24 protein-coding genes are annotated in these 24,653 nt (G+C 34.6%); 11 read left to right on the top strand and 13 right to left on the bottom strand.

The genetic code is table 11. The annotated features are described in order from the left end of the window. Positions 1 to 66: 66 nt before the first annotated feature. A complete protein-coding gene (locus ACQUQZ_RS05350) occupies positions 67 to 705 on the top strand; it encodes a response regulator (protein ID WP_435353739.1) in 639 nt (212 codons plus the stop codon). A 37-nt stretch (positions 706 to 742) separates the two neighbouring features. Here the strand turns inward: ACQUQZ_RS05350 and ACQUQZ_RS05345 are convergent, their stop codons facing one another. Together ACQUQZ_RS05345 and ACQUQZ_RS05340 are read right to left on the bottom strand one after the other, a co-directional pair. Then, a complete protein-coding gene (locus ACQUQZ_RS05345) occupies positions 743 to 2,458 on the bottom strand; it encodes a lamin tail domain-containing protein (protein WP_435357639.1) in 1,716 nt (571 codons plus the stop codon). 12 nt (positions 2,459 to 2,470) lie between these two features. Further along, complete coding sequence (locus ACQUQZ_RS05340) at positions 2,471 to 2,965, bottom strand: hypothetical protein (protein ID WP_435353738.1); 495 nt, start codon at positions 2,963 to 2,965, stop codon at positions 2,471 to 2,473. 148 nt (positions 2,966 to 3,113) lie between these two features. Between ACQUQZ_RS05340 and ACQUQZ_RS05335 the strand changes: the two genes are divergently transcribed. The 3 genes from ACQUQZ_RS05335 to ACQUQZ_RS05325 all read left to right on the top strand — a co-directional run bounded on the left by ACQUQZ_RS05335 (position 3,114) and on the right by ACQUQZ_RS05325 (position 4,832). Continuing rightward, entirely contained in the window at positions 3,114 to 3,755 is a 642-nt protein-coding gene (locus ACQUQZ_RS05335) for an MgtC/SapB family protein (protein ID WP_435353737.1), read from the top strand. 387 nt (positions 3,756 to 4,142) lie between these two features. Next, the gene (locus ACQUQZ_RS05330) at positions 4,143 to 4,580 is read left to right on the top strand and encodes a hypothetical protein (RefSeq protein ID WP_435353736.1); all 438 of its coding nucleotides are present in this window, start codon (positions 4,143 to 4,145) and stop codon (positions 4,578 to 4,580) included. 66 nt (positions 4,581 to 4,646) lie between these two features. After that, on the top strand, positions 4,647 to 4,832 hold the full coding sequence (locus ACQUQZ_RS05325; RefSeq protein ID WP_435353735.1) for a hypothetical protein: 186 nt from the start codon (positions 4,647 to 4,649) through the stop codon (positions 4,830 to 4,832). Between the two features lie 57 nt (positions 4,833 to 4,889). Here the strand turns inward: ACQUQZ_RS05325 and thrC are convergent, their stop codons facing one another. The 5 genes from thrC to ACQUQZ_RS05300 form a co-directional block, all read right to left on the bottom strand. Next, positions 4,890 to 6,200 carry a threonine synthase gene (thrC, locus tag ACQUQZ_RS05320; protein WP_435353734.1) on the bottom strand — a complete coding sequence of 437 codons (1,311 nt, stop codon included), beginning with the start codon at positions 6,198 to 6,200 and terminating at the stop codon, positions 4,890 to 4,892. A 222-nt stretch (positions 6,201 to 6,422) separates the two neighbouring features. Then, positions 6,423 to 7,520: a glutamine-hydrolyzing carbamoyl-phosphate synthase small subunit gene (gene carA, locus ACQUQZ_RS05315; RefSeq protein WP_435353732.1), complete on the bottom strand. Its 1,098-nt coding sequence runs from the start codon at positions 7,518 to 7,520 to the stop codon at positions 6,423 to 6,425. A 145-nt stretch (positions 7,521 to 7,665) separates the two neighbouring features. After that, on the bottom strand, positions 7,666 to 8,379 hold the full coding sequence (locus tag ACQUQZ_RS05310; protein WP_435353730.1) for a carboxypeptidase-like regulatory domain-containing protein: 714 nt from the start codon (positions 8,377 to 8,379) through the stop codon (positions 7,666 to 7,668). A 9-nt stretch (positions 8,380 to 8,388) separates the two neighbouring features. Next, the gene (locus tag ACQUQZ_RS05305; RefSeq protein WP_435353729.1) at positions 8,389 to 9,222 is read right to left on the bottom strand and encodes a phosphatidate cytidylyltransferase; all 834 of its coding nucleotides are present in this window, start codon (positions 9,220 to 9,222) and stop codon (positions 8,389 to 8,391) included. Continuing rightward, complete coding sequence (locus ACQUQZ_RS05300) at positions 9,194 to 9,421, bottom strand: hypothetical protein (protein ID WP_435353728.1); 228 nt, start codon at positions 9,419 to 9,421, stop codon at positions 9,194 to 9,196. The genes ACQUQZ_RS05305 and ACQUQZ_RS05300 overlap by 29 nt, the downstream gene beginning before the upstream one ends. A 142-nt stretch (positions 9,422 to 9,563) precedes the next feature. Between ACQUQZ_RS05300 and ACQUQZ_RS05295 the strand changes: the two genes are divergently transcribed. Beyond that, positions 9,564 to 10,196 carry a response regulator transcription factor gene (locus tag ACQUQZ_RS05295; RefSeq protein WP_435353727.1) on the top strand — a complete coding sequence of 211 codons (633 nt, stop codon included), beginning with the start codon at positions 9,564 to 9,566 and terminating at the stop codon, positions 10,194 to 10,196. On the opposite strand, the gene ACQUQZ_RS05290 is transcribed toward ACQUQZ_RS05295, so the two are convergent. Continuing rightward, on the bottom strand, positions 10,162 to 12,288 hold the full coding sequence (locus tag ACQUQZ_RS05290; protein WP_435353726.1) for a tetratricopeptide repeat-containing sensor histidine kinase: 2,127 nt from the start codon (positions 12,286 to 12,288) through the stop codon (positions 10,162 to 10,164). The two genes, ACQUQZ_RS05295 and ACQUQZ_RS05290, sit on opposite strands and share 35 nt — an antisense overlap. A 142-nt stretch (positions 12,289 to 12,430) precedes the next feature. On the opposite strand from ACQUQZ_RS05290, the gene ACQUQZ_RS05285 reads away from it, so the two are divergent. The 4 genes from ACQUQZ_RS05285 (at position 12,431) to ACQUQZ_RS05270 (ending at position 15,647) form a co-directional block, all read left to right on the top strand. Further along, the gene (locus tag ACQUQZ_RS05285) at positions 12,431 to 13,543 is read left to right on the top strand and encodes a C1q-like domain-containing protein (RefSeq protein ID WP_435353725.1); all 1,113 of its coding nucleotides are present in this window, start codon (positions 12,431 to 12,433) and stop codon (positions 13,541 to 13,543) included. A 37-nt stretch (positions 13,544 to 13,580) separates the two neighbouring features. Beyond that, on the top strand, positions 13,581 to 14,162 hold the full coding sequence (locus tag ACQUQZ_RS05280) for a hypothetical protein (RefSeq protein ID WP_435353724.1): 582 nt from the start codon (positions 13,581 to 13,583) through the stop codon (positions 14,160 to 14,162). Between the two features lie 6 nt (positions 14,163 to 14,168). Further along, positions 14,169 to 14,534, top strand: coding sequence for a LytR/AlgR family response regulator transcription factor (locus tag ACQUQZ_RS05275; RefSeq protein ID WP_435353722.1), 366 nt, complete (start codon positions 14,169 to 14,171; stop codon positions 14,532 to 14,534). 105 nt (positions 14,535 to 14,639) lie between these two features. Next, positions 14,640 to 15,647, top strand: a complete 1,008-nt coding sequence (locus ACQUQZ_RS05270; RefSeq protein ID WP_435353721.1) for a Gfo/Idh/MocA family oxidoreductase — start codon at positions 14,640 to 14,642, stop codon at positions 15,645 to 15,647. A gap of 389 nt (positions 15,648 to 16,036) precedes the next feature. Here ACQUQZ_RS05270 and ACQUQZ_RS05265 read toward each other — a convergent pair whose 3' ends face one another. From ACQUQZ_RS05265 to ACQUQZ_RS05250, 4 genes are all read right to left on the bottom strand, one after another. Beyond that, the gene (locus ACQUQZ_RS05265; protein WP_435353720.1) at positions 16,037 to 18,454 is read right to left on the bottom strand and encodes a TonB-dependent receptor domain-containing protein; all 2,418 of its coding nucleotides are present in this window, start codon (positions 18,452 to 18,454) and stop codon (positions 16,037 to 16,039) included. A 493-nt stretch (positions 18,455 to 18,947) separates the two neighbouring features. Then, entirely contained in the window at positions 18,948 to 19,868 is a 921-nt protein-coding gene (locus ACQUQZ_RS05260) for an RluA family pseudouridine synthase (protein ID WP_435353719.1), read from the bottom strand. A gap of 44 nt (positions 19,869 to 19,912) precedes the next feature. Continuing rightward, the gene (locus ACQUQZ_RS05255; protein ID WP_435353718.1) at positions 19,913 to 20,716 is read right to left on the bottom strand and encodes an aldo/keto reductase; all 804 of its coding nucleotides are present in this window, start codon (positions 20,714 to 20,716) and stop codon (positions 19,913 to 19,915) included. Between the two features lie 71 nt (positions 20,717 to 20,787). Beyond that, positions 20,788 to 21,771 (bottom strand): phytanoyl-CoA dioxygenase family protein, encoded by a 984-nt coding sequence (locus tag ACQUQZ_RS05250; RefSeq protein WP_435353717.1) that lies wholly within the window; start codon positions 21,769 to 21,771, stop codon positions 20,788 to 20,790. Between the two features lie 254 nt (positions 21,772 to 22,025). On the opposite strand from ACQUQZ_RS05250, the gene ACQUQZ_RS05245 reads away from it, so the two are divergent. Together ACQUQZ_RS05245 and ACQUQZ_RS05240 are read left to right on the top strand one after the other, a co-directional pair. After that, positions 22,026 to 22,874, top strand: a complete 849-nt coding sequence (locus ACQUQZ_RS05245; protein WP_435353716.1) for a helix-turn-helix domain-containing protein — start codon at positions 22,026 to 22,028, stop codon at positions 22,872 to 22,874. 122 nt (positions 22,875 to 22,996) lie between these two features. After that, positions 22,997 to 23,296: a thioredoxin family protein gene (locus tag ACQUQZ_RS05240; RefSeq protein ID WP_435353715.1), complete on the top strand. Its 300-nt coding sequence runs from the start codon at positions 22,997 to 22,999 to the stop codon at positions 23,294 to 23,296. Between the two features lie 72 nt (positions 23,297 to 23,368). On the opposite strand, the gene ACQUQZ_RS05235 is transcribed toward ACQUQZ_RS05240, so the two are convergent. Further along, the gene (locus tag ACQUQZ_RS05235; protein ID WP_435353714.1) at positions 23,369 to 24,610 is read right to left on the bottom strand and encodes a DUF2130 domain-containing protein; all 1,242 of its coding nucleotides are present in this window, start codon (positions 24,608 to 24,610) and stop codon (positions 23,369 to 23,371) included. Between the last annotated feature and the right edge of the window lie 43 nt (positions 24,611 to 24,653).

Here is a 24,653-nt window from a genome sequence, read left to right as displayed (position 1 = left end):
AACCGACGGTACAAGTTAGAAACTTGTGTTACAAAGTAAATAATTATCAATTTTTCATTCATATCAATGAGCTATCAAACAAATAATCAAATCAAAATCTGCTTAGTAGAGGATGATCATATCATTCGAGAAGGGTTTGTGATGCTCTTAAACGAAAATCAAGGTTTTAAAGTAATTAATTCATATAATAATTGTGAGGATTTTCTAAAAAACCTACAAAATGACAAACCCAATGTGGTTTTGATGGATATAGAATTGCCTGGAATGAATGGCATTGAAGGTATCGAACGAATAAAAAAAATATATCCACAAGCACAAGTGATTGTAGTAACAGTTTATGAAAATGATGAATTGGTTTTCAAGGCTTTATGTGCGGGTGCAGGCGGGTATCTAACCAAAAATATGCCGCCAAGTCGCTTGATTGATGCCATCAAAGAAATCATGAGCGGTGGAGCTCCCATGAGTACAAATATTGCTCGGTTGGTAGTTGCTTCTTTCCAGAAAAACCATAATTCGCCACTTTCGGCACGTGAGACTGAAGTTTTAGAATTACTTTCCAAAGGAAAGAGCTATACTAATATTGCTGAAGATTTATTTATTGATAAAGAAACGGTAAGGACACACATTAAAAATATCTATTGGAAACTCGAAGTGCATTCTAAAGCCGAAGCAATTGAAAAAGCTGTCAAAGAAAAACTAATTTAAACATCGAATAATTGTTGATCGAGTAAATAAGAATAACTTAATTTTTACTCCCTACTACAACTTTTCCTTTAAATTCTTTCTTCTCGCCAGCAGGATTAAACAGCTCAACCAACATGATATAATAGCCAACAGAAACCACTTCATTCCCGTCATTTTTGCCATCCCATTCGAGTTCACCATTGACGCTAAGTAGTTGATTTTGAGAAAGTTGCTTAATTTTCCGTCCATTCACATCAAAAATACTAACATTTGCAGCAAAGCCATTTTGGTCGAGTTGAAACTTCAAATTTGTTACTTCATCTTGACCATCGCCATCAGGTGTAAAAACCTCTGGCTCGATTTTAAAAACAGTTTCTTGAATATCTAAAATTCCCTGAGAATTGGTATAGCCAGGCGTCGCATATCCTTCGCTTGCTGCCGCTGATCGCCAATTTTTTTTCTCAGATGAAGCTACATTAAAATTGACCTTTTCGAGCGAAACCCCTGTCTTATCATCAATTAATGGATGGTGAAAAGTTTCAGCATAATCAAACCTATCAAAAACCTTTTTAGCATCATTTAATAGCACTACTGAGCCTGCATCATCAGGAAAAGAAGGCAATGAAGACATCTCTAAAAAATTGTTTTTTACAGCCTTAAAATATTGGCTCTGAACTGTTTTAGCATTACGTGTTAAAACCAGAAACTGCTTAGGTTGCAAGACAAAATCATTGCTTGTAATTGTTTTAATATTCGCTACTTTCCCAGTAGCATCAACATTAGCCAAAGACCAATTTTTAAGCGAAATTATCTTTTCTGAACGATTATAAATTTCTACAAAATCTTCTCCCCCACTTCGTGGATTAAACAAAATTTCATTTAAAACTACATTTCCTGAATCAGCGGGTTTTATGTTTCCTAAAGCTATTTGAGCGGTGGTCAAAACATTTCCTGAGCAATCGCTTATATTTTTAATTGATAAATTATAAATTGTATTTTCTTGGAATGGTGCATTTAAAGTCAAATTCACATTTGTGTTTTGCGGACTTTCTATTGCTATTTTATTGATTTTCAGCGATTTATCAAATAAATAAGCATTGATACTAACCGAAGAAAGGCTATCTAATTTCTCTGAAAAAATCAATTTAATTGCCGATGAATTAGTCACTTCAAAACGAAGTAAAGCTGGTTGTGTAAGATCAGGTTTATTAGCTTTTACGGAATTCTCTTTGGCTGGTGTTCCTTGCAAGGTAGCCGTACTGGAAGTCCAATTGCCTTCTTCCACACAAGGATAATTGACATCAATTATTTCCAACGAAAACCCTTGGTCTTTGCCTTTTTCATACCATTTGTCTGAGTAAGTAACAGAGAAAATGGTCTTGTTTTTATCATTTCTCAAAGTTAGGGTTGTGCCAGTATTGAGGAGTGAAAAACTACTCAATCCAATCACGTTTCCAAAATTTTGAAATTCTTTTTCGCTGGTTTTATTGGTAACAATCGCATAACTTTTAGCGGCAAGCATGAAACTTGGAAAAACAACCGTTGTAGAGCCATAAGTAAGTTTAAATTTATTAAGATCGATGGCTTTATCAGTACGATTGTAGAGCTCAATATATTCTTTTTCTGGTAGACCTCTTGAAGGGGTAGGGTCTGCCATTATCTCACTGATAATTAATTCATTAACATTCTGAGCAAGAACATTCTTTGTCAAAAAAAACAAAAAAAAGGTGCCGGTCAGTATAAAAAACTGACGATAAACACCCAATTTCAACATTTTCTCCATCATTTACTCTTTTGAATTATCAGGCGTCTTAACAACTTTTGTTGGAGCAACTGGTTTTGGCTTCGGTGCTGTAGGTTTGGCAGGAGCTGCTGATTTGGTTACTGTTGGTTTTGGAGTTGGTTCTTTTGGAGGTACAGCAGCTAAAACAGGAACTTCAACCTTTACTTCTTTCTTTTTTGCTTTTTTCTCTCCTTTCTTATCTGCTTTTTTTGCTTTTTTTTCAGCATTTTTCTCGGCATTTTTTTCTGCTTTCTTAGCTGCTTTCTTTGCTTCTTCTATTGCTTTCTCAGCAGCTTTCTTTGCTTTTTCTTCTGCCTTTTTGGCTTCTTTTTTTGCCTTTTTTTCAGCACCTTTCTTGATCTCAGCTATTTCTTTTGCCAATTTCTCAGCCGATTTATCAATTGCTTTTTTTATTTTTTTATTTGTAGTTTCGCCTCTGATTACTGCTGCAAGCACATCTGCAATTTCAGTTGCTTTTTGTTTTATTTCTGGTTTCATTGTTGTAAAATATTTAATATTATTATATTGTTAGATAATTGTTATCTAATTATTATACAAATACAACAAACTATACACACAAAAGCAAAAAATCTGTGTTAAGTTTTTAAGAATATATTAAAAAATAATTTTAGAAAAAAAATTATCCATGAATTTTATAACAGAAGATATCATAAAGTTACTTATTTCAGCTGGAACTGGAGCTATTATCGGCTTAGAGAGAGAATATCATAGTAAATCGGCAGGGCTTCGCACCATGATTTTGATAAGTTTAGGTTCGACACTTTTTACGCTGATTTCGATGAAACTCGGCTCTGACCCTTCTCGCATTGCAGCCAATATTGTTACTGGCATTGGCTTTGTGGGTGGTGGAATCATCTTTCGAGATAATTCAAACGGACGTGTAACTGGCATCACCACTGCCGCAGCTGCTTGGGTAACTGCCGCATTAGGGATGTGTGTAGGTTTCGGTGATGGACTTTACGAAACTGGTTTTGTATCAATGATTTTGGTGGTTTTTGCATTATATGCACTTGTGCCTCTTCAACAAGTCATCAAACGTAAAAATAGTATTCGTACCTACCGTATTGTTTGTAGATTTAGAAGCAAATCGCTGAAACACTACGAAGAAAAATTTGAGCAGTTTGGATTAGAGGCAGAGCGAGGTACACAAAGCAAAAACAACGAAACTATCAGCGGTATTTGGATTGTAAAAGGCCCAGAAAAAAACCACGAAAAAGCGATTAAAAATTTAATGAATGATGATGAGATTTTGGAGTTTGATTTTTAATATTTGAAATAAAGTGGAAAGTATTACTCAAAAAAATCTTATTTTTTGATAAACATATTAATAATTCCAACCTTTCTTCTTAAAAAAGTATCTTATCAAAAATATCTAATGAATCTATCCTTAGTGGCAATGATTACAGTTTGTAAAGTATTTAGTAAAACCTAAACAATTTTGCCAGTTATTGATGTAAATGATAATTTTTCATGAATGGTTCTACCAAACAAATATTAAGAAATATCCAAATTAGTAAATCTCACAATGTAAAAATGAAAATATAAGTATTCCTGCGATTTTAAAATTCAGACAACCCTAACAAAAAAGTTTGTGTGGATAAAACAAGAATCAATCGCTGAAACAATTAATCTAAATAACTTCTATTATAAAACCATGAAAATGACAATAATAACATTTTTGATAACATTTTTGATGGTAAATTGTCAGCTTGAAAGCTCGCAAGCTATAAATCCAGAAATGTCAAAATTAAATGGCAAGTGGAAACTATCCAAAATTGGATACGGTTTCCCAGCTCCTAATGGCCCAACAGAGTACAAGCCTACTTATGAAGAAGTCTTAGACTTCAATTTTTCTACAAATGCTTTTACAAGAACAAAAGATGGAAAAGTAGAAGAAATCAGTAATATCAAAACCTCAAAATTGACTGATGGAGGAACTTCTTCCAGAGATATAATTATTTTCGAAAAAGACAGTACTTATTCTTTCTACTCATTTACCGAAAATCCCATTTATCTAGTTTTATATCAAGCTGCACCAATTGGATCAGTTTTAGCTGATGGAAATAGTTATTTTTATGAGAAAGTTAAGTAAAATTTTATAGTTTGAGGCTTTTTTGATAAATTGCAGCCAGAATCTAACGTAATTTCAAAATACATTATGGCAAATCATTCAAACACATCACAACCGCTTCCAAGTTGGCTCATGTTGGTTATTTTTTTAGCAATCATGGCAGTTCTTTGGATTTTCGGTGATTTATTTATTTTTATTCTTGGACTTTTGGTAATGTCTATCATCTTTGCTGGTGGATATGATAGAAATCCTGCCAATCACGAACATCATTGAAATGATACAATAGACATTCATAAATGAGGCACGTTTTAAAAACGTGCCTCATTTATTTTAAAGATTTGACATTAGCCAAGCCTTAAAATCTACAAAATCTGTACTTATTAATGTAGCTTGTTTTTCTTTATTCAATAAAGCAGCTAATCTTTCAGGAATCGCCTGCTCTCCAACTACCTCCTCTACCACATCCAAGAATTTTGCATAATGTGCAGTTGAAAAGAAAATACCACTAATTGGCGTTTTTAAGGTTTTTTCGTAAGCTTTTAATCCTAAATACGCCACCGCAGTGTGTGGACACATCACATAGCCTGTGCGTCCATAGACATCTTTCATCGCTATTTTTGTTTCCTCATCCGTATAAAAATAGCCTGATAAAACATCTCTCATCTCTTGCCAATCATCATTCAACAATGCTTTCATACGAGGAAAATTACTTGGATTTCCCACATCCATGGCATTAGAAATCGTTGATAATGAAGGGCTTATAGCTTCATAAACTCCGCTTTCAATGTATTTCGGAACTACGTTATTGATATTGGTTGCTGCCACGAAGTGCTGCACTGGCAAACCTAATTTCCACGCAATGATACCTGCACTCAGGTTTCCAAAGTTACCACTGGGAACTGAAATAACCACTGGCAAATCAATTCCTTGTTTTTTAAGTTGTGCATACGCATTGACATAGTAAAATGCCTGCGGAATCAAACGAGCAATATTGATTGAATTTGCCGAAGCTAAATCAAATTTTCGCGACAATTCTTCATCTAAAAATGCTTGTTTGACCAATTTTTGACAATCATCGAAAGTACCATTCACTTCTAAAGCTCGTACATTTTCGCCCAATGTAGTCAATTGTTTTTCTTGAATATCGCTTACTTTTCCACTTGGGTAAAGAATCGTCACATCAATATTGGGTGTTTGATAAAAACCTTGTGCTACTGCTCCACCAGTATCTCCCGAAGTAGCTACCAAAATATGAATTTGCTTCTGAGATTTTTGTAGAAAATATGACATCAAACCTGCCATAAATCTCGCTCCAAAATCTTTGAAAGCCATCGAAGGACCATGAAAGAGTTCTAAACAATAAGTATTTTCTTCTACTTTCACCAATGGTGCAGGAAAATCAATCGCAGTGTCTATTAATTTTCTTAAATCTTCCGAAGGTACATCTGTTCCTATAAGAGCATTTGACACTTCAAAAGCGATTTCTTGTAAGCTCAAATTTCCTACATTATCCCAAAATGATTGAGGTAACTTAGTAAACTCGGTTGGCATATAAAGGCCATTATCAGGTGGAAGTCCACGAAAAACAGCTTCTTCTAAATCTACATCAGGACTTTGGTGGTTAGTGCTATATAATCTCATAAATAATTGGTTATCAGAGGGTTTCTTTATCAAGTTTCAAACCGAAATTTGGTAAATGGGTCTTTACTTCTTGGAATAAACGACCTTTTCTTTATAACTTCGGTCATTATTCACTCCCTTTTTTCGCAAAGATAGACAGTCAATGGTCAATAGACAATATTAATAACAAAAAACCTGCAAGGTCTTTTTCAGACCTTACAGGTTTTAGAGGAGCTTCTTTATTTATAACATCTTCACAAAATCGTCGAATAAATAACGAGAATCATGCGGGCCAGGAGAAGCTTCTGGGTGATATTGTACCGAAAATGCGGGTTTATCTTTTCTACGAATACCTTCGATGGTATGATCATTGAGATTTATATGTGTCAACTCAATATTTTCGATACTTGAAACTTGGTCAGGTTTTACGGCAAAACCATGGTTTTGCGAAGTAATTTCACAAAGACCAGTTCGTAAGTTTTTCACAGGATGATTCAGGCCACGATGGCCGTTTTTCATTTTATATGTGCCAATGCCACTTGCTAAGGCCAGAAGTTGATGCCCCAAACAAATACCAAAAATTGGTTTGTTAGTTTCAACTATTTGCTTGATCGTTTCAACTGCATAAGGCATTGCCGAAGGGTCACCTGGGCCATTCGACAAGAAAAATCCATCAGGATTAAATGCTTGAATTTCTTCAAAACTTGTTTTAGCATTGAAAACTTTACAGTAACAATCACGCTCAACGAAGTTTTTAAGGATACTTTTCTTCACACCAAAATCTAAAACTGCTACTTTATATTTGGCATTTTCATTACCCATAAAATAAGCACTTTTTGTACTTACAACTGATGAAAGTTCGAGACCATCCATTGAGGGTACTTTCTTTAATTCAAGTGCTAAAACGGCTGGGTCAAGAATTTCCGAAGAAATAATACAGTTCATTACACCTGCATCACGAATATGACGAACAATCTGACGAGTATCTAAATCGCAAATACCGACGATATTAGCTCGCTCAAAATACTCTTGGAGCGAAAAATCGGCAGTTGTCCGTGAATAATAGTGATTGGCATAGGAATTACAAACCATACCACTGATTTTGACACTTGAAGATTCTTCTTCATTATCTAAAACAACGCCATAATTGCCGATGTGAGAAGTGGTATTCACAACCACTTGGCCAAAATATGAAGGGTCGGTATAAATTTCTTGGTAACCAGTCATGCCTGTATTAAAACAGATTTCACCAGCCGAAGTACCAATTTTGCCGAGTGCTTTTCCTTTGAAAACAGTGCCATCTTCAAGGAGTAGAAGGGCATCAGAGGGTTTGTGAGTCATTGAAGAATGCTAAAAAGTTCCGAAATTACTATTAGTTATCGGAGAACAAAGGTAGTAAAAAAAAGTTTATGAAGGGGTATTTAAACATTAGTAGTCTATTATTTCTTTTTATAATACAATCATTACATGAAATAACAACAAATTATTAATTCTTCTTCGTACTATTTCTAAAAAATTCATCTCGGGTTACATTATCAGAGGGAGCGGTATTTGCTCCAGCTTTCCATGCTTTGTCTTTCCAAGCACCACTTTTCACCGACTTGACGAAGTTTACCCAAGCGAATGGATTCAGTAAAGGATTCATTGTTACTTGCCCTCTACTTTCCATTTGTTTCAAGAACTGGTTCTGTCCATACCTGTAATTAGCATCGGCACTCATGCCATGTACAGAGGCCATTTTGGCGATGTTTTCGGGGCTATATGTTTCTTGTAAAATCTTTCGTTCTCTGTCATCAGGAAGTTTCATATCGACCAACGCTTGCTTAAATTCCTCCTCAGTGCTAAATGGATAAACTTTAACTTCTTTTAACATTTTAGAGTCAACTTGTAGCTCAACAAAAACCGAATAATCTATCTCTGTTTTCTTAGGAATAATATGGAATTGTTTTTTGAAACCTAAATAACTGAAGATAACAGTGTCGCCTGGAAATACGCCCAAAACAAAGTATCCTTTGCTATTTGAGAGCGTCCCACGACCTGCTCTTGGAATTGTAATGTATGCTCCTGGCAAAGGTTCTTTTGTCTGACTATCAATCACCAAACCCGAAAATGTGATATATTTTATTTCGCCTTGTCCAAAAGACAAACCACTGACTATCAACGAAATAAGTATAAAAAGATATGTAATTTTAGTCTTCATTCTATATTTTCACCCAAAAATTTTCAGAAAAGTAACGATAAAAGGCATCGAAAGCAATAGGCCATCAAACCTATCCATAAAACCTCCATGCCCTGGAATTGTGTTGCCCGAATCTTTGATGGCTATGCTACGTTTAAAGAGCGATTCAACCAAATCTCCAAGCGTACCTGTGACAAAGATAATAACTGCGACTCCATACCATTGCCAACTCAACAAACTATCAAAATACTTTGTTAGAATAAACGCTATGGCGAGCGAAATTATTGCTCCGCCAAAAAATCCTTCCCATGTTTTCTTAGGAGAAACTCGCTCAAAAAGTTTACGTTTTCCTAAAAACCTTCCAGCAAAATATGCTCCTGTATCATTTGCCCAAAGAATAAACAAACAACCTAAAATCAATTGTGGAGCATAGCCTTTATCGGTCAAAACCATTTCGTTAATCAAAGCAAAAGGAACAGCAACATAAATGATTCCAAGAAAAGTATAACCCAAATTTGCAAATGGCTTAGTATCTTTCTTACGATATAGTTTTATGAAAAAAGTGGTAGTCAGTAAAGGTACAATCAAGTAATAATATTTAAAAGACAAAAGTTCTTTTTCGATAAAAAAAGTTAGGGCGTTTAAGACAATTCCACAAAAAATACCATAAACACTTAATGGAAGATTTTCATCAAGTTTGAGTAATTTATAAAACTCACGTTGAGTGAGTATGCTGATGGCTAAAAATAGCAACCAAAAAGTCCATTCATTATATAAAACGCCACATAAAATAATGGCAACGCCTATCACAGCAGCAATGGCTCGTTGGGCAAGATTAGGAAGTTGGTTTAGTTTCGAGGTCATTTTGATTAAATATGTCAATTACTACTTTTGCGATAGATTCATGCTCTTGAGGCACTTGGACTTCGTAATACCCTATTAAATAATTACTATCCTGTTTATTCAGAACAACCGCCATAATTTCATGCGTAAGTAATTCGTTTTTTAATAACTCGGCTTTAAAAACATTCTTTGTTTCAAAAACTTTTACCCAGTTTGCCATCTTTTGATTTTGAATTTGTTTCAAAGATAGGGGGAAAATATGAAAAATACTGTGCGTTTTGAAGGATGGTTTATTGTTTTATTTTTTTAAATTAGAAGAAAAGGATTAAATTGCTTCCAAAACATGAGTGAAAGAATAATTTATGCAGATAATCTTAGTTGATGACCACCATCTTTTTGGACAATCACTTTACTCTTTGCTGATACAAATGAATGACGTTCGACAAGTAAACGTTTTTCAACGGGGGGGCGATGTGTTAGATTATTTGGAGAATAACCATGCTGATATGGTATTGTCGGATTTGCAAATGCCCGAAATGAATGGCATTGAATTAACTGCCAAAATCCATGAACAATTTCCAGATGTTAGGGTACTCATTCTTACGATTGATGATGAACCCTACAAAATCAGACAAGCTATTGCAGCAGGTGCATCGGGTTATTTATTAAAAGATACTGACAAAGCTGAATTGGAAGAAGCTATCGGAAAATTACATCAAGGTTTACCTTATTATAGTCAAAAAGTTTTAAATATAATCACTTCAGGCGAAAAAGATAAATCTTTGATAAACAAGGAATTGGCTCAACTTTCGGTGCGTGAAATTGAAGTTTTGAAACTCATCGCACAAGAGTTTTCAACCAACGAAATTGCCGAACAATTATTTGTAAGTGTCAATACTATCGAAAGTCATCGAAAAAGTTTGATGAAAAAGTTAGATGTGAAAAATGTTGTTGGACTAATTAAATTTGCGATGAGGCATAAGCTGGCTGAGTAATAGGAATACTGATATGCGTGCGTGTGCCTTCACCAATTTCTGATTCAATTTCTACAATACCGTTCATGGCCTCTACCCTCTCTTCTACACTTGTCAAACCTTGCCCTTTTAAATAGTTTTGAAGCCCTTTTCCATTGTCTCGTACAAAAAGTTCGAGTGTTTTTTCTTTTTTTCTAAATGTCATGGCAGCATCAGTTGCTCCCGAATGTTTCAAGATATTATTAATTAATTCTAAACAAATAGAATATAAATGAAAGGCGGTTTTACGGTCTATGGTTATACCATCTGAATAATATTCTTTTAAACCTTTGGTGTTTAAAGTAAATTCGATAGGGGTTGAAAAATTGAGTCGTTCTATCATTTTTTCTAAGGCCACTTCTAATCCAAATTTTTCAAGCTCTTCAGGTAATAAATTATGCGAAATGAGCCTTACTTCTCGACAAGCATTTTCAACCATTTCTTGGATTTGTAGATATACTTTTTGGTCATGATTAGGCAATTTTGTACTGTTCAATGTCAATAAACTCACTCTTACCGCCGATAATAGAGAACCAACGTTGTCGTGTAATTCGTTAGCAACTCGCTTCCGCTCAATACTTTGGCCTTTTAATAAAGCTTCTTGAATCTCGTGGTTTTTATTGAGTAATTCTCTATTCTTTTTTCTTAAAATAAAATTATAAATCATAGCTGATATTCCCAATAATGAAATCAACCCAACGATAATTAGAAGTGATTTTTGCTGTTGATTTTCAAGCATTAATTTATTAGATAACTCATTAACTTTTAATTGTTTAGACAATCTCTCTTGTTGATTTTTTTGTTTATCAGACTCTATCTTAAGGGCTTGTTGGGTTGCTAAAGCGTGTTCATTCTCAAGTTTTCGACTAATTGATTCTAAATTAAAATCTTGGGCTAATTTTTCGCTTTTTAGTTTGGCGATTTCATATTGTTTTTGCAAAAAATCAGTTCCTCTTTGTTGAATAAGTTTTTCATTTTCATATCGAATTTGCATTTTTTCAAGATCATACCTTTTCTGTATTTCGGTCAAATCATTAATCCTTTGTGCTTTTTGTGTACTATCTCGCAATAGCATCGCTTCTTTATAATAAGCAAAAGCTTTTTGAGCGTTATTTTGTAATTCACTTATTTCAGATAAATCTATTAATGCCTGATATTTTACTGAATTATTTTTTGATTCAATCGCATTTGCAAGCATTAACTTGGCATATGGTTCAGCCTTTTCTGGTGCATTTTTTAACTTATAAAGTGTCACATAACTGGAATATAAAGACGCTTTCCCCTGCAAATATGCTTTTGAAGTAAATATCTTATCTGCTTCATCTAAATATTTTTTGGCCTCTTCCGTATTACGTTCAATATCCAAATAATAATCACCCATAACCGACTGAGCAAAAGCAATTTGGATGTCATTTTTTGATAATTCGCAATGCTTTACTACATTCAAGAACATATTTTTTGCCATTTCTTTATTTCCTAAAATTTGAGAAGAAACTCCCCCGAGTCGATAACATTCGGCTAATTGCAGGTGCAATTCGGTAGATAAATTTGGTTTCCCTTCTAAATATTCAATAGCTTTTTTGATATAAATGACGGTTTTATCATATTCTTTGATATTATAATAAATCTGTCCAAATCGTAGGTTTATTTTCCAAACATCATCACATATAACGTTTTTTTCTTCACATTTTTTTAGTGTACTCAAATTCACCTCTAAAGCTTTGGTATAAAGGCTCTTTTTTATATAAAAATTAGAATAAAAAAATAAAGCCCTGAGCTGATAAATATCATTATTGGCAATGACTGATTTTTGGTAAAGTTTTTCGGTATAATAAAGACCAGAATCTGCAAATAATCGTGTCAATAATGAATAGTTTTTACATATTTTATTGAGATAAAATAGCTGCAATGTATCATTTACAAAAGAAAATGGCTGTTTACTAATTTCAGTAAGACGCTGTTTAGATTGCTCAATTTCTCCAAGATTGGGTAATTGAGCTTTTACAATTCCAAAAGAAAAAACCGATAGTATCAATAGTGGTATAAACTTCTTCATCAGGTGTGATTTTATCATAAAATTATTCTTTTATTTGATATAAACGCTACAAAATATTCAAAAATCACGGTTTTCCGTGAGTGATTTCACGGTTTTCCGTAATTGACAACTACCCTTTAATCATAGACCTTTGTTAAAATGTTTCTTAAACTTTATTGCCATGAAAAAACTACTTTTTTGCTCACTATTACTTAGTGTCAAAGTATTTAGTCAATCAATCACTATAAAACCTTCTGATGCCGATTTTCTTAATTCTGGGCATATTTTAAAAACTATTCCAAACTCTACTGGTTATTCTCATAGTGATGGTACAGCTACTTTTAGAGACTGGATGGCACCCTACCCCGAAAAAACGGTTTATGCTGGCTCTTTTTCAAATCATCCCTTTGCTCTAACAACCTATGGTGGTACTCCGCAAATTTTTTTAAAAAATACAGGTATAGGATTGGGATTTATTCACCTTTCCCCAAGTGATGGTACTGTAGGTAATATCGGCATCCGTTTGCCTTCTTCTTCTGTACCCACTTATCCTTTAGATGTAAACGGCAGAATTAGACTCAGAAACAATGGGGGATTTAACACTGCGGGTATTTGGTATGATAATACTGCTGGTACAGAGCGTGTTTTTGTAGGTATGGAATCTGATGATCTTTTCGGGTTTTATGGCACTCCTGGTTGGAGTTTTAGGTTCAATGCATCCAATGGAAACGTTGGAATTAGTACAGTGCCTACGAGTAATAAATTAGAAGTAAATGGCACTATTGGGTCTTCGAGTTTGGCTGGTACTGGTATTAGAAATGTATCGGCTGATGCCAACGGGAAGCTCGTTATCGCTGGCGGAGCAAATTCTTCTGCTTTTGCGGCGAAAGATATTGGTGCTTCAGCATTCCCTGTAGGAAATGGCAATAGCACTTTGCCATTTAGTGTCGAAGAGTATGATATTTCAAACAATTATAATACAACTACTGGTGAATTTACGGCCCCTGTTAGCGGTATTTACCATTTTGATGCTTTTGTTCTATGGAATCCTGGTGCAGGTGCGGGAGGATATAATTTACAAATCCAGAAAGATGGTGGCATTGTAGGCTTGGATGTCGAACTAGTTACTGCCACTACTACTAACTATATGACTAATTCATTGAGCGTGGATTGTCAACTTTCTGCTGGCAACAAGGTAAAAGTAGTATCTAATCAAACATCTGGTGCTAGTCAATATATATCACCTTCTACTGAATACGCAAGATTTTCTGGTCACTTACTTTTAGCATTCTAATATACATATAACTACCTTTCTATTAATATTTTATACAATGAAAAACTCTCTTCCTTTAGCTATATTATTTGTATTTATAGGTTTTCTAAGCTGCAATAATAGTAGAAATACTAATGAAAACGCAGCAACTCAAAAAGAAGATTTATATTTCACTTTTACGATAGATGACAAAGAAGTTTCTATTCCATCAGAAGAAATTTCTACTTCTTATAATACCGCTTTGAAAAAGCCAGTTTTTAAGATTTTTGCTGGCGAATATGGCAAAATAAACCTTTTACTCGCCACTACAGAAGATGTAACCAAGCCATCAAGCACACCCTCCGGATCAAAAAACTTTGACGATGAAATAACACAAGGAAGTGTTTCTCTGCAAAACTTTCCAGAAAAAAACTATACCTCTAATAGTTTCAATACCAATTTCCCTGCCTCTTCCATACCAGTTCCAGATGCCATTGTTATTACCGAAAGTAAGCGTTTCGGTGAAAAATACAGAATTATTACGGGCAAAATAAATGTAAAAGTATTTGGTGGAGATGCCACCAACGACCCGAAGGTAAGCGATCATATTATCGTAGGGAAGTTTAGAGTAAAACACGAATTCAGTGATGTTAAATTTTAAAAAACCATGAAAAATTCTATAATATCTCCAAAAAATTGTAATCCAGAAATGCTTTGGTTGAATCATCGCAAAAAAAGCATTCGTCCAGAAGACGTTGTTTATCTCAAAAGTTATGATAATTATACAAAATTCCATCTGAATAGTGGGCAAGTCATTTTGGCTTCTTATACCATGAAAACTTTTGAACAACAGCTTTCAAATAAAGGCGATTTTACTCGAATCCATAGGGGAACTCTGCTCAATCTGAAATACTTGACAGGATTTGAAAAAACCATTGAGGGCCATTTTGCTTGTCTTTCTACTGGCGAAAAAATTGATGTTTCACGCCGAAAAATGAGAATTTTGGATATGAATTTAGAAATAAGATACTAGGCAAAAAACATTAGATAAGAAAAAATCTATTTTCTCTTGTCTAACTTCTTTTGTCCATCAATAAAAAGTTCTACTTTAGTGGCTTCAACCAAAATCTAAGCCATTATGCTCAACGTTGCTCTTGTTGGATTTGGACTTTCGGGGAGATATCTCCAAGCTCCTTTTTTCCTTACAAACCCTAATTTTAATCTAAAAACCATCGTTTCAGGTTCACAAAACCCACGAGATATATACCCAAGTGTAGGCGTTGCTCGTAGTATAGACGAAGTTTTGGCCGACACCGAAATTGACTTAGTGAGCATTGCTTCACCAAGTCACTTACACTTTAGCCAAGCTCGTCAAGCACTTCTAGCGGGCAAACACGTACTGGTAGAAAAACCATTTACAGCCACAGTTGCCGAGGCAGAAGAACTCATCGCTTTAGCAAAAAAGCAAGGTAAAGTTCTTTCTATCTTCCAAAATCGTCGTTTTGATAGCGATTTCATGACTGTGAAGAAAGTCGTAGAGAATAAGTTTTTAGGCGAATTGGTAGCTTTTGAAGTTCATTTCGACCGCCATAAGCCAATCTTAAATCCAAAAAAATGGAAAGAGGAAGTGAGTCCCGCAAACGGAATTTTATATGATTTAGGAGCTCATATCATTGACCAAACAATTGTACTTTTTGGTTCGCCAATGTCAATTTCAGGCGAAACCTATACTCAGCGTGAAGGCTCAAGTATTGATGATGCTTTTGATATTAGACTCGATTATGGAAAACTAAAAGTAACGCTAAAATCAAGTCTATTGGTACGAGAAGAAGGACCAAGGTATATTCTACACGGCACAAAAGGTTCATTTGTAAAATATGGCATTGATGTACAAGAAGATCACTTAAAAGCAGGTTTGATGCCAAGAATGGATGGTTTTGGTGTAGAACCAAGTGATAAATGGGGAATTCTAAACACAGAAATCGGAGGCCAACATTTCAAAGGGCATATTGAAACCGAAGTTGGTAATTGGGATTTTCTATTCCAAAATCTATATGGTGCTATTGTCGAAGGTAAAGAACTTTATATTAAACCTGAACAAGTTTTAGAACAGATTAGGGTTATTGAGGCAGTGAAGGGGATTTGATTTTTCAAAAAGGTTGTTTAGTAAATTTAAATGTAGATTAAATTTTCAACAAGTTGAATTTGAAAATAAAAAATCCCAACGCAATACGGTCGGGATTTTATTTACCTAACAACAAACTGTATGATTCATACAGAGTAAAATCTTTTAGTGATGAGTGATGATAAGTATTTGGAAATATTATTTACTGAGAATGTTTTGTATGGACATAGAGATGCCATAGAAGTCAAGTGTAAATAGCTTTTTCATAATTTTTTCATAATGTATTACAAAAATAATGGGTGAATGCATGCCTGTTTTACCCCATTTTGGGTGATTTGGATGAATGGAAATAATATTGGATAAATGGAAAACCCCTCTTATTGCTTGTTTAGGAGGGGTTTTCCATCAAATCATCCTCCTTTAATTCTATTCAGTTCATCTTCTGAGCCTGTTCGACGGTTTCTTGCCGCTTTGATTTCTTTGCTACCAAAACGATAATTGAAATTGACTCGCAACATTCTACCTTCAAATTTGAATCGCAAATCAGTTGCAACACCAGCATATTCCGAATGATAACCTCCTCGGGCAGTGTGCAAAACATCGCTAAAGGTTAATTTTAAAGTTGCATTATCTTTCAAGAATTTCTTTTGTAAACCCATATCCATCATGCCCATTGCTGAGTTATAATCAATGCGACGATAAGGAGAATTATACCAACCTGATAGCTCAAAAGTCCAGTTATTTTTTAGTTTGATGGTACTTTGTCCATTAAAATTAAATGCTGTTGTAGGATTATTGATAATCAATCCATTGTCTAAACTGGCTCGATAAAGGCTATGGTAGGCACTGAGGCTGTAATAAATTTCCCACCATTTAGTAGGCGATACCGTCAGACTCATATCCAAGTTAAAACCTTGTGAATAATCTAAATTTCTTGAAATAAAGTAAGTGCGGCTATTATCATAAGGAATACGTAACCCCACCACAGGGAATCTGGTTCGCCAATACCCCACCGAACTTGTCAATTTCCCTTTATAAATATGCGTCAATTTGAAACTATTGGCATATTCGGGACGTAAAAACGGATTCCCTTTTGAATAAACCAATTCATCAATTCTGTATTCAAATGGATTCAGATTTTGGTAACTTGGGCGATTGATTCTTCTACTATAATTCAAATTAAAAGAGTGATTATCGGTCGCTTTATAAGTCAAAGCTCCACTTGGAAACAAGTTGATGTAGGTAGTATCTACTTTGTTCAAAGCATTTTGTTTATAACTCACCAAATTTCCTAATGATTTTGTATTTTCGGCCCTCACCCCTACTTGCAAACTCCATTTTTTGTTGAGCGTTTTATTATAATTGAGATATGCCGCATACACCCTTTCAGTATAAGTAAATTGATTACTTCTATCAATATCTCTGACCTCGACATCATTCAATTTATTGAAAAAATCAAAAGTATTGTCTGATTTTACGTCAGAAAGCTTGATCCCATAGCCTAATTTGCCTTTCTTGAATGGTTGCTCATAATCAACTTTAAACGATTTTATTGTTATGTCAATGGGCGTTTTGGTTACATAATTTCTCGAAAATGATTCTTGAGCATTATTCAAAAAAGTATATCTATTGGGCTGATTACTTATGCCTCTCGATGTAAAAATGCCATAATCGGCATCTACATTCAATTCGTGACCAGTTGTATCGGCATAGCGATAATTGAGATTTAAGTTTAAATTCTTATTTTTCTCGGGATTTGATGTTTGTGAACTAAGTACCGCCGAATCTGGCACCGAGCTATATCTTCTACCTATCAAAGTTTCACTTTCACCACCGCCATTGTGATTACTTATTCTGCCATTACTGCTAAAACCAATGGTATTTTTGGCATTGATAAAATAATCTGCACCTAACTTTACACTATTTGAAGTATCACGCCAAAGCCCTTTCCATGTTTTGTTATACATGATATTATTCAAAATCTGATTATCTAAAGTTTGGTTATGCCAAGCACCTTGATTATAACTATAAGTACCAAAAAGGTTGGTTTTTTTATCACGATGATTGAGATTAATCGAAGTATTATATTTTGGTGTAATGCCAAACATTCCGCCCAAACTCACATTTCCATTGGTTCCCATCTTGCGATTTTTCTTCAAACGAATATTGATGATTCCTAAATCTCCCGCAGCATCATATTTTGCCGAAGGATTTGTAATGATTTCGATGGCTTCAATATCAGCCGAATTCATGCTTTTGAGTGTAGAAGCTAAATCTTTTCCACTCATCGGCGATGGCCGTCCATCAATGTATATTCTTACACCCGATTTGCCTTTCACCAATATATTTTCATCTTTATCGACTTGCACGCCTGGTGATTTTCGCATCAATTCTAAAGCATTCGAACCAGTCGAATTAATGCTACTTTCGACATTGAAGACAATCCTATCCTCCTTTACTTCTATCAAAGGTTTGGAGGCAACCACTTTTACCTCTTTGAGTTGTTGTGTGTCAGAAATTAGTATAAATGGCTGAAAATCAATATCCTTATCAACAATTTCAAAGGCTGGAGATTTAAAAGGAACAAATCCAATGGTTGTAATTTTCAAGAAATACTTTCCTTTTACAACTCCTACGATTTTAAAACCACCATTTTCGTCCGCAATATCTGCTTTAAAAAGTGTTGAATCTGAAACATTATGAACGGCAATGGTAGCAAAGGAAACGCCTTCATTTTGTGGATTTTTCACAAGGCCTTTTATGGTAAATGTTTGAGCAAAGGCATAGCTCGACAGGCTCGTTAGAAGCACGAGTAGTAAATTTTTCATAATTAAAATGTTATAGCTTTTTCAAAAAAATTATAGTGAACACAAGTGAATTTGTTATTGGTGAACTGGTTATTGGTGAATTAGACCAATAATCAATTTCCCAGTAACTAATAACCAAAAGAAAGGCTTGTGCTGCAAAAGTTGTGCTTACTGTTTCCTTTACTCTTGTGGATACTTCACAAATAAAAAAAGGTTACAGAAAAAATAAAAAATCATCTACGAAATATTTCGTAACAAAGATAATGCACAAGAATTATAGTTTCCAAATTTATTACGAAATTTTTCGTAGAGAGAGTGATTAGAGGAGGAAAATTGATTTTAATAATTCATCATTGGATAAAATTACAAATATTTGCTTAACCACAATAGACACAATGGATTTCGCAATGGACACAAGGCTATTACGAGATAAAACTTGTGTCTATTGTGACTCAATAGTGTCTATTGTGGTAAAAAAATTGTGTAACAAATAATAATGAAGTAATAAATGCAATCAAAATAAACCTAAAAACTTTGCAGGAATTTCAGTTTCAAAATTCAAATCTTCGCCAGTGATTGGGTGTTTGAATGCCAACACCCACGCATGCAATCCTAAGCGTTTGATGGGGTCGGTTTTTGCACCGTATTTGTTATCACCGATTACCGAATGACCTATATCTTTGGCATGTACTCGAATCTGGTTTTTGCGTCCTGTTTCAAGATTTACTTTCAATAAAGAGAAATTTTTATTACTTTTTAGTACTTCATAGTGTGTAATCGCCTTCTGCCCTACTTCCGAATTTTTATTAGAATAGACAATCAAAGCTTTACTTTCAACTAAGTATGAAGTAATTGTGTCTTGTTTCTTTTCTACATACCCTTCAACCACAGCCAAATAAGTTCGCTCTTGAATCGTAGCATTCCAAGATTCTTGCAGAAGTTTTTGTACTTTCTCGCTTTTGGCAAACATCATTAATCCTGATGTTTCACGGTCGAGGCGATGTACCACAAAAATACGATTTCGAGGGTCTTGCTTTTTGATATGTCCACTCAAAATACTATAAGCTGTATTGTCTTTTTGTTTTTCGGTAGCAATTGATAAGACGCCTGCTTGTTTTTCAATTACAATCAAATATTGGTCTTCAAAAACGATATTGATTCCTCTATATTTTTGCTCTTCTGGAGCTTTTTTCCAATGAATTTCAACAATTTGCTCGGGTTTCAGGACATGATTGAACTGTGTAATCGGCTTTCCATCAACAAAAATATGTTTATCTCGTAGCAAAATTTTCACATCATTTCGGCTTTTTTGAGCCATTTTTGCCAATAAAAAAACCAATAATTCAGTTTCTTCAATGACCGTAAATCGAGTTGCCTCTGGTTTTGCTACTTTTTGCGTATTTTGTTGTTTCGGCCTTCTATCCTTTTGCTTCATCGAGTTTCTATCTAATATTTGCTCAAAGGTAGGACAAAAATTTGTTAAAACAGTTCCATTGGGTCATCAACCACTCGGTAGTTTTCATTGAAAGCATCCATTTTACTCATATCCTCGGCATTCATTTCAAAATCAAAAACATCGAAATTCTCTTTGATTCTTGCTAAATTGGCGGATTTTGGAATGGGAGAAACACCATGTTGCAAAGCCCAACGAAGAATGATTTGGGCAGGAGTTTTGGCATATTTTTGTGATAAAGCAAGTAGTTTTGCATCGTTCATACGTTGCCCACGTACCAAAGGCGTATAAGCTTGTAACTGTATATGCTTCGCCTGACAATATTTCAATAAATCTTCTAAATACAAATAAGGGCTAAATTCTACTTGGTTGACAACAGGAATAATATTGCTATATGTGGCCAATTCATCTAAAAATGGAATCATATAATTTGCCACGCCAATTGCCCGCACTCGTCCTTCTGAATAGATTCTTTCAAGAGCTTTCCAAGTTTCTTTTCGTGTAGCTTTTAATGGCCAATGAACCAAATACAAGTCAATGTATTCGCAATCAAGTTTTCTTTGGCTTTCGTCGAACGCCCTTAAAGTTTGCTCAAAACCTTGGTCTTTGTCATGTACTTTTGTGGTAATGAAAATGTCTTTTCGGGCAATGCCACTTGCTCGTACAGCATTGCCTATTTCGACTTCATTTTCGTACATGGCTGCCGTGTCTATCAAGCGATAACCTGTTTCTAATGCCCATAAAACTGCTTGCTCGGCATCTTTTTTGTACATATCATACACACCAAGCCCCAACAAAGGCATTGAAATGCCATTGTTGAGGGTGCTCATAATTTGTTTTTGCATCATGTTTTTATGTAAAATTGACTCTCCTTCAGGGTGGCAGCTGATGCTGGGTGGGGTCACCATTTTTCAAGCCCTAATAATTTTTTACCTAAATCATTCAACTCGGCAATACCATATTTTGTTTGTTCCCAATTTCTTGGGTCACCCGGGAAAGCATAGCCTTCGGGAGAAATACGATTTTTCCAAGAATTTACTCGCCAATCACGCATGGCTACATTTTCCTCTTCAGCAGGCATCATCGAAATATATTGAGCGATTCTAACTTTATCTACTGAATTATTTGGGCGAATACCATGTGGCTGAGTACTATTAAAAATCAATAAATCACCTGCTTCTAATTTCACTTTATGAAATTTATCTTCAAAGCCCGTAGTATCAGGCTTAAAATGGTCACGGTTATCGGGCTGTGTTAATTTCCAAGTATCATACGTACGATAAAGCTCTGGAATACATTGAAAACCACCCATATTTTCGTCAGTTTGGTCGGCAAGTGCCAAAACCCCTTGTACATTTTGAGGTTTTGTTTCTGGGTCATAGTCCCAATGAATAAACCCTTTGTACTCAAACCCTGGGCGAATCGGAAAATTCAAATTCGCACGGTCAATTGTTACCCACAATTTTTCAGTTCCCCAAATATCGCAAAAAGCATCATACACTCTTTGCATTTGACGATTATTCCATAAATGTTGGTTATTATATACTTCCACCATGCCCGTTCCTCCTAATTCCTTCATTTTCATTTCAGCACGTGGCGGTGCATACCATGTACTTTGGTCATTTGGATCTTTTTCTTCAAATTCCCACAAAAACTGAGCAGTCGCTTGAGCTTGTTCACGTGGCACAGCATTTTTGATAATTACATAGCCATTTTCTATCCAAAAAGCCCAATCCTCATCACTCAAAACCTTTAAAGGTTTGCCATTTGAACGGTCATTTAATTTCAAAAAACTACTTGTTGCAGTCGAAGGGTTTCCTGGAATATCGGTGTGATTGGTATTTGGCATCATCGTAGCCACCATTCCTTGTTCTTTGAGTTCCATCTTTTTGTTATATTTAGCATTGAAATAATGATACAAAGATAACAGATTTAAAACCATGATTTCTACGCCAATAATTACCTAAATTTGAACTATATTGATATTATATAATGTATTTAAATATAATATTGTTAATTTTAGACAAAAATATAAATATCTCAAACGCTCATAGTATAATTAAGACTCAGACGTGGCATAATTGATTTTCGCTACAGTCAAGTTCTGCCATGCTAAGTTGGAAAATTATATGTCAAAAAATGAAGATTCAATTTGAAGAAATAAAGCCCGATGTCAATAGTTCGTTTCGTTTGATGCACAACCCAAAATTGAATGATTTATTCTTTTGGCATTTCCATCCTGAATTTGAACTGGTTTATATCGAAGGAGCAAATGGCACTCGCCATGTGGGCGAACATATTTCACGCTACGTAGAAAGCGATTTGGTTTTTATTGGCTCCAATATTCCACACCTCAATTTCGATTATGGCGTGCAAACCGATTATGAAGAAGTGGTGATTCATATTCAGCAAGATTTCTTAGGCGACGCTTTTGCCAATACTCCCGAACTTTTAGGGATTTTTCAACTCTTTGAAAAATCAAAGTTTGGAATTGCATTCGATGCTGAAACAAAGCAAAAAGTGGCAAAACGTCTGAAAAATCTATATTTATTACCTCATTTTGAGCAGTTTTTAGAAATTTTGAGTATTTTTAAAGTTTTGGCATCGGCCAAGAATATTGAATTATTGCACACAAATCCAGTAGAAAATCAATACAATAAAAAAGAACAAGAACGCCTCAAACACCTTTATCGCTTTATTGATGAAAATTTTCAACGAAAAATAGAAATTGATGAAGTAGCCAATTTGAGCAATTTATCGAATGCAGCTTTTTGTCGGTATTTTAAAAAAAGAACTTTGCTTACTTTTACCGAATTCTTGAATTTTTACCGAGTCAGTCAAGCAAAAAGGCTACTACTTTTAGATAAAAACGTAACCGAAACTTGCTTTGAATGTGGTTTTGAAAGCCTTTCGTACTTTAATCGAACTTTCAAGAAAATTACCAACGAAAACCCTTTGGCTTTTAAAAAACGATATTTGGAGAAGTAATTTGTACAACAATTTTCCAAATTGTTTATTCTCGCTGAACAATTTGGAAAATTGTTGTACAAATAAAAGAACCATTTCTTGCTAAAAAATGTAATATTATTTCAGTAAACTATAAAAGCAAAATGACTGGTTCTTTTGAAGAATTAATTGGGTCAGATGAACCCGTTTTAATAGATTTCTCGGCAGAATGGTGTAAACCTTGTAAGAAAATTTCGTCGATGCTCAACCAATTGGTCGATGAATTGGAGGAAGACCTACTGGTTGTAAAAATTGATGTGGACAAAAATGTTGCCCTCAAAAAGAAATTTAAATTGGAAGCTGTGCCAACTTTGATGCTTTTCCAAAATGGAAAATTACTTTGGCGACATACGGGGCTTATTTCTGCTCCTGAAGTAAAAAATGCTTTGAGAAAAGTTATGTAGAAAAGTAAGACGGATTTCCTAATCCGTCTTTTTCGCTTCTACGCTTGACAGATTAAAAAATCTGTCCTACTTTTATTCTTCCTCACTTCCAGGCAATTCCAAATATTGAATTGGGGCGATAGCATTTCCTGCAATGCCTCTGATACTACCATACATGTCAATGGTGCTGCCAATTACTTTTTCGATTTGCATTTCTCTTTCTTTCCAAATGCGTTGCATGGCACGTCTTTCCTTATCCAAATCTGATTTCATCGTTGTAAAGCTTTCTACAATAGCTTCTATTTGCTGACGAAATTGATTAGAAGTCAAGAATGAATAAAGCAAACTCATTTTATCTGTTTTGTTTTCATTGGCAGATTTAGCAGTTTGTGTTTGAATCAAAATCTTTCGCAAAGCAAATACTAATCCCTTCATTTCCAAATAGTTACAAACCCATACACCATCTTTTTCGCCAAAACGCTCCATATCTTTGGGCATTGTTTGAGTAACTAATACGGCTATTTCTGCTCCGATTTGTCGTTGGTCATCTTTTAGTTTTTCAATCCAATCTCCACCAAAATTTTGTGTACGCTTGCTTTCATAGATAATTTTTCCACAGATTTGCCCTAACTCATTTTTCACAGTTTGAATGACATCTGCTCCACGAATTCCTTTACCAACTTCACTGATTTCATCATAGATAAAAGTATTTTTTAGCATTTCTTCCAAACCCATTTCTTGTACCTCGCCTTGCAATTGCATCGAACCCTGCTCGGCTTTTCGCTGCATTTCGGCTGCCAGTTTCTTTTGATCTTCGAGCTGTTTTTCCTTTTCTTTGATAATCAAATCATATTTTATTTCGAAATCTTTACTTAGTTTTTCTTTCAATTGGTCTTGAATTTGAAGTTCAAACTGTTTTCTCTCCAACTCCATTCGGTCTCTTTCATCTTTCAAGGCTTGTTCTTTTTCCAGAAAATCTATCTCTTTTTTCCTCAAACTACTTATCATTTCAGTTTGATTTTCCAATTGCTTAGTCAATGATTCGATAGAAGCCATATTCTCACGTTTAAGGCGTTCTTGAATCTCATCTGTGAGATTTTTGCGTTGTTTTTCAATAGAATCTGCCAATTCTTGCTCTTTTCGCTTCAATTCTGCATCACGTTGTTGCTCTTTTAGTTCAAATTTTTCAGCTTCTTTCTTTTGCCAATCGGTCATAATTTGGCGATAATCATTCTTCACTTTTTCAGAAATAGACTTTTCAATATCACTCGCAATAGCAGAATTGATCGAAAAACTATGTTTACAGTTGGGGCAGCTTATTTGATTGTGTTCCATTGATTTGATAAAAAATAATATTGAACAACAAAAATGGCATATC

The sequence above is a fragment of the Emticicia sp. SJ17W-69 genome (genome assembly GCF_051209875.1).
Taxonomy (GTDB): domain Bacteria; phylum Bacteroidota; class Bacteroidia; order Cytophagales; family Spirosomataceae; genus Emticicia.
This window is presented reverse-complemented; position numbering and strand designations above follow the sequence as displayed.

What these genes read in the sequence shown, in the direction of transcription:
- ACQUQZ_RS05310 (WP_435353730.1), bottom strand. Translation starts at nt 8,379, where the DNA reads ATGAAGACTAAAATTACATATCTTTTTATACTTATTTCGTTGATAGTC.
- ACQUQZ_RS05345 (WP_435357639.1), bottom strand. Translation starts at nt 2,458, where the DNA reads ATGTTGAAATTGGGTGTTTATCGTCAGTTTTTTATACTGACCGGCACC.
- ACQUQZ_RS05240 (WP_435353715.1), top strand. Translation starts at nt 22,997, where the DNA reads ATGACTGGTTCTTTTGAAGAATTAATTGGGTCAGATGAACCCGTTTTA.
- ACQUQZ_RS05280 (WP_435353724.1), top strand. Translation starts at nt 13,581, where the DNA reads ATGAAAAACTCTCTTCCTTTAGCTATATTATTTGTATTTATAGGTTTT.
- ACQUQZ_RS05300 (WP_435353728.1), bottom strand. Translation starts at nt 9,421, where the DNA reads ATGGCAAACTGGGTAAAAGTTTTTGAAACAAAGAATGTTTTTAAAGCC.
- ACQUQZ_RS05245 (WP_435353716.1), top strand. Translation starts at nt 22,026, where the DNA reads ATGAAGATTCAATTTGAAGAAATAAAGCCCGATGTCAATAGTTCGTTT.
- ACQUQZ_RS05265 (WP_435353720.1), bottom strand. Translation starts at nt 18,454, where the DNA reads ATGAAAAATTTACTACTCGTGCTTCTAACGAGCCTGTCGAGCTATGCC.
- ACQUQZ_RS05255 (WP_435353718.1), bottom strand. Translation starts at nt 20,716, where the DNA reads ATGAGCACCCTCAACAATGGCATTTCAATGCCTTTGTTGGGGCTTGGT.
- carA (WP_435353732.1), bottom strand. Translation starts at nt 7,520, where the DNA reads ATGACTCACAAACCCTCTGATGCCCTTCTACTCCTTGAAGATGGCACT.
- ACQUQZ_RS05325 (WP_435353735.1), top strand. Translation starts at nt 4,647, where the DNA reads ATGGCAAATCATTCAAACACATCACAACCGCTTCCAAGTTGGCTCATG.
- ACQUQZ_RS05340 (WP_435353738.1), bottom strand. Translation starts at nt 2,965, where the DNA reads ATGAAACCAGAAATAAAACAAAAAGCAACTGAAATTGCAGATGTGCTT.
- ACQUQZ_RS05305 (WP_435353729.1), bottom strand. Translation starts at nt 9,222, where the DNA reads ATGACCTCGAAACTAAACCAACTTCCTAATCTTGCCCAACGAGCCATT.
- ACQUQZ_RS05275 (WP_435353722.1), top strand. Translation starts at nt 14,169, where the DNA reads ATGAAAAATTCTATAATATCTCCAAAAAATTGTAATCCAGAAATGCTT.
- ACQUQZ_RS05270 (WP_435353721.1), top strand. Translation starts at nt 14,640, where the DNA reads ATGCTCAACGTTGCTCTTGTTGGATTTGGACTTTCGGGGAGATATCTC.
- thrC (WP_435353734.1), bottom strand. Translation starts at nt 6,200, where the DNA reads ATGAGATTATATAGCACTAACCACCAAAGTCCTGATGTAGATTTAGAA.
- ACQUQZ_RS05250 (WP_435353717.1), bottom strand. Translation starts at nt 21,771, where the DNA reads ATGGAACTCAAAGAACAAGGAATGGTGGCTACGATGATGCCAAATACC.
- ACQUQZ_RS05290 (WP_435353726.1), bottom strand. Translation starts at nt 12,288, where the DNA reads ATGATAAAATCACACCTGATGAAGAAGTTTATACCACTATTGATACTA.
- ACQUQZ_RS05235 (WP_435353714.1), bottom strand. Translation starts at nt 24,610, where the DNA reads ATGGAACACAATCAAATAAGCTGCCCCAACTGTAAACATAGTTTTTCG.
- ACQUQZ_RS05285 (WP_435353725.1), top strand. Translation starts at nt 12,431, where the DNA reads ATGAAAAAACTACTTTTTTGCTCACTATTACTTAGTGTCAAAGTATTT.
- ACQUQZ_RS05260 (WP_435353719.1), bottom strand. Translation starts at nt 19,868, where the DNA reads ATGAAGCAAAAGGATAGAAGGCCGAAACAACAAAATACGCAAAAAGTA.
- ACQUQZ_RS05335 (WP_435353737.1), top strand. Translation starts at nt 3,114, where the DNA reads ATGAATTTTATAACAGAAGATATCATAAAGTTACTTATTTCAGCTGGA.
- ACQUQZ_RS05295 (WP_435353727.1), top strand. Translation starts at nt 9,564, where the DNA reads ATGCAGATAATCTTAGTTGATGACCACCATCTTTTTGGACAATCACTT.
- ACQUQZ_RS05330 (WP_435353736.1), top strand. Translation starts at nt 4,143, where the DNA reads ATGAAAATGACAATAATAACATTTTTGATAACATTTTTGATGGTAAAT.
- ACQUQZ_RS05350 (WP_435353739.1), top strand. Translation starts at nt 67, where the DNA reads ATGAGCTATCAAACAAATAATCAAATCAAAATCTGCTTAGTAGAGGAT.